General features: G+C 41.5%; 2 protein-coding genes and 1 pseudogene. 1 reads left to right on the plus strand and 2 read right to left on the minus strand.

What is annotated here, in order from left to right; translation table 11 throughout:
* Together IM479_RS07740 and IM479_RS07745 are read right to left on the minus strand one after the other, a co-directional pair.
* Nucleotides 1-356: pseudogene (locus IM479_RS07740) on the minus strand (RNA-guided endonuclease TnpB family protein); the annotation flags it as partial.
* Between the two features lie 77 nt (nucleotides 357-433).
* Entirely contained in the window at nucleotides 434-3,154 is a 2,721-nt protein-coding gene (locus tag IM479_RS07745) for a valine--tRNA ligase (protein WP_287687508.1), read from the minus strand.
* Nucleotides 3,155-3,355: 201 nt separating this feature from the next.
* Here IM479_RS07745 and IM479_RS07750 point away from each other — a divergent pair.
* A partial coding sequence (locus IM479_RS07750; RefSeq protein ID WP_287687506.1) for a Uma2 family endonuclease occupies nucleotides 3,356-3,691 on the plus strand: 336 nt, incomplete at its 3' end.

Here is a 3,691-nt window from a genome sequence, read left to right on the forward strand (position 1 = left end):
AATTGTCGGGTTATTTCTCCCCAGCTTACATCAGATATTGCCTGAGATAACTTGGGGTTTTTGACCAGATTCTTGGCGGCTAAATTCTCAACCACAATCGTTTGGTTTTCACGAACTAATTGAGTGGTTAGCTTGTGTAAATGGTCTTTTCGGCTATCAGTAATTTGAGCGTGAATCCTGGCTACTTTGATTCTCGCTTTTTCTCGATTCTTTGAGCCTTTCTGTTTTCTAGAAAGATTTTTTGGGTCCTTTCGCAGTCTCTGATAATGCTTTTTAAAATGCTTGGGATTAGATACTTTGTCACCATCGCTGGTAATCACAAGGCTACTAATTCCTAAGTCAATTCCGATGGCTTTAGCAGATTTTGGTGATTTTACTCCTCTGATTATCCGTCATTATTGTCTTGACAGACCACTACTTATGGATAAAATTACTATTGCAGACGTTTTAAGCGTTCTTGGAGAATTTGGGCTTGTTTTTCGGCCTCTGCTAAAGCTTGCTTCGTTTTTTGGATTAAAGCTTCTGGAGCTTTTTCGACAAAGCTAGGTTTATTCATGCGATCGCTCAAACTCTTGATTTCCCCTTCTACCTTAGCTAAATTTTTCGCTAATTTCCCTGCCAATACCGATATATCAACTAATCCGGACAGGGGGATGAGGATTTCTACCGTAGCGACAACACCAGCGATCGCTTGATTGACTTCCTCGGTTAGTTTGGCCGTCAAAATTAAGTTTTCGATCTTAGCCAAGTCTTTTAAGTACACTTGTCCGCGTTGCAGAATAGCTAATTCTTGGCTGTTTTCTGTCTGTAAAATTGCTGTGATCGTTGCCCCCGGTTTAATCCCCGCTTCGGCGCGCAAATTACGCAACACCCGAATACTTTCAATTAATAACTCAAAAGTATTTTCTAAATCTATATCGATCAGAGAACTATCAGCTATGGGATAGGTTTGTAAAGCCAAAACTTGCTGATTTTCTTGGGTTAAATTATGCCAAATTTCTTCGGTAATATGGGGCATAAAGGGATGTAATAATTTTAATGTCCCTGCCAAGATAAAAGCCAAAGTTTGGCGGGCAGTGGCACAGGAAACCGATTCTTTATCCTTCCATAAACGAGTTTTTACTAACTCGATATACCAATCACAGAAATCGCGCCAGATAAATTCGTATAGACCTTTTGCCGCTTCTCCCATGCCATAATTTTCTAGATAATCTCTAGTTTTTTGCACTGTTTGATGATAACGAGATAAAATCCAGAGATCGGCTAATTCTAAATTTTCTAAAGCTGGTTCTCCCAATTCTTCTGGGGTTTTTCCCTCCAGATTCATCATCACAAAACGGGAAGCATTCCAAATTTTATTGGCAAAATTTCGGGCAGCTTCTACGGATTCCGATTCATCGGTTTTACGGTTATATTGCAGACTGATATCCTGTCCTGCTCCTGCCACTTCCCGAATTAAGGTATATCGTAAAGCATCGGTTCCGTATTTATCAATTAAAATTAAAGGATCGATGCCGTTATTGGCAGATTTAGACATCTTTTTGCCGTTTTCATCCCTAACTAAACCGTGAATATAGACATCTTTAAAGGGCATTTGTCCCGTAAAATAGCCGGCCATCATCGTCATTCTTGCCACCCAGAAAAAGATAATATCAAAACCGGTGACGAGGGTGGTGGTGGGATAATAGGTGTCTAGATCAAGGGTTTTTTCTGGCCATCCCATAGTCGAAAATGGCCACAATCCCGAGGAAAACCAAGTATCTAAAACATCGGGGTCCTGTTGAATAATTATATCCTCTCCATACTGTTGTTTGGCCTTGGCTAAAGCGGAGGTTTCATCCTCGGCAACGACGAAGGGAGTATGGTTAGTAATTTCGTTATTAGTTTCACTGATAATATACCAAGCGGGAATTTGATGACCCCACCACAGTTGTCGAGAAATACACCAATCTTTTAGCTTAACTAACCAATCGCGATAAACTTTTGTCCATCTTTCTGGCACAAAACGGGGCGAGTTTTCCTGATCTAAATAGGCTAAAGCTTTTGTGGCTAAAGGTTCAATTTTAACGAACCATTGGGTAGATAAAAGGGGTTCCACGGGAACTTTACCTCGATCGCTATAGGGGACGCTATGGCGATAGGCTTCAATCTTAACTAAAAAGCCGTCTTCATCGAGTTTTTTAACGACATTTTTGCGGGCAACAAAACGATCTTGACCCGCGAATATTCCGGCATTTTCGTTTAAACTGCCGTCTAAATTCATGATATTAATAAAGGGTAAATTATGGCGTTTACCCATCTCAAAATCCTTAGGATCGTGGGCCGGCGTAACTTTAACGCAACCAGTACCGAATTCGGGATCGACTAATTCATCGGCAATAATGGGGATTTCTCGCCCCATTATCGGTAAAGTGACGGTTTTGCCGATTAAATGGCGATAACGGGGATCTTGCGGGTTGACAGCTACACCAGTATCACCGAGCATGGTTTCGGGCCTTGTGGTGGCTACTTGAAGATAACCGCTACCATCGCTGAGAGGATAGCGAAAATACCAGAGATTTCCCTCAATTTCCTTGTTTTCCACCTCTAAATCGGAAACGGCCGACCGGGATTCGGGACACCAGTTAACTAAGTATTGACCGCGATAGATTAATCCGTCCTCATAAAGTTTAATAAAAGCAGTACGAACAGCATGGGAAAGTCCCTCATCCATGGTGAAACGTTCCCGCGTCCAATCGACGGATACCCCCAAGCGTCGCAGTTGATTAACAATGGTACTACCAGACTCCTCTTTCCATTGCCAAGCGCGTTCGAGGAATTTTTCCCTTCCTAGTTGGTAACGGTCGGTTTTTTCGGCTTTTAATTGGCGATCGAGTATAGCTTGTACTGCAATACTAGCGTGATCCGTACCGGGCAGCCAGAGGGTATTTTTGCCGGTCATCCGCTTGTAGCGAACAAGTGTATCAATCAAAGCACTCTCGAAAGCGTGACCCATGTGGAGACTACCGGTAACATTGGGAGGAGGGATGACTATACAGTAGGTTTCGCCGCCTTTTTCGGGGTTTGCCTTAAATATTTCTTGATTTTCCCAATATTGCTGCCATTTCGTTTCTGTGATCTTGGGATCGTATTGCTTCGATAGTTCCGAGGTCATGATGGGGGGATTCTACAATTCTTAGTTCTTTGTCAATTGTCCCACATTTGGGAGAGATCAAATTCCTATTTAGTTGCTGGCTAAAAAATTTTCAAGAGTCCTATTAAGATAGCTGTTATCTTTTGCTGGGGTAAATATGGCTAATGTCTCTCACCAGTATAATAATTGCTATAATCAATTGAGAGAGCGAATCAATAAATTATGACTATAGCAACAGATAAAATTACCTATAGCTTTGCCGAATATTTAGAACTAGAGGAAACGGCAGCCTATAAAAATGAGTATCAAGATGGAGAAATCGTACCGATGACAGGAGGCACTACCGATCATAATAAAATTGCTCTCAATTTTGCCGCTTATTTAAAATTTGTCCTCAAAGGACGGAAATATAATATTTTTATCGGTGATGTGAAATTATGGATAGCGCAATATCGTCAGGCAACCTATCCCGATGTGATGCTAATTGAGGGTGAACCGATTTATTATGAAACTGGCAAAACAACTGTCACCAATCCCAGATTAATAGTAGAAGTCCTC

It is taken from the genome of Microcystis sp. M165S2, from assembly GCF_020245885.1.
In the GTDB taxonomy this organism is placed as follows: domain Bacteria; phylum Cyanobacteriota; class Cyanobacteriia; order Cyanobacteriales; family Microcystaceae; genus Microcystis.

What these genes read in the sequence shown, in the direction of transcription:
- IM479_RS07745 (WP_287687508.1), bottom strand. Translation starts at nt 3,154, where the DNA reads ATGACCTCGGAACTATCGAAGCAATACGATCCCAAGATCACAGAAACG.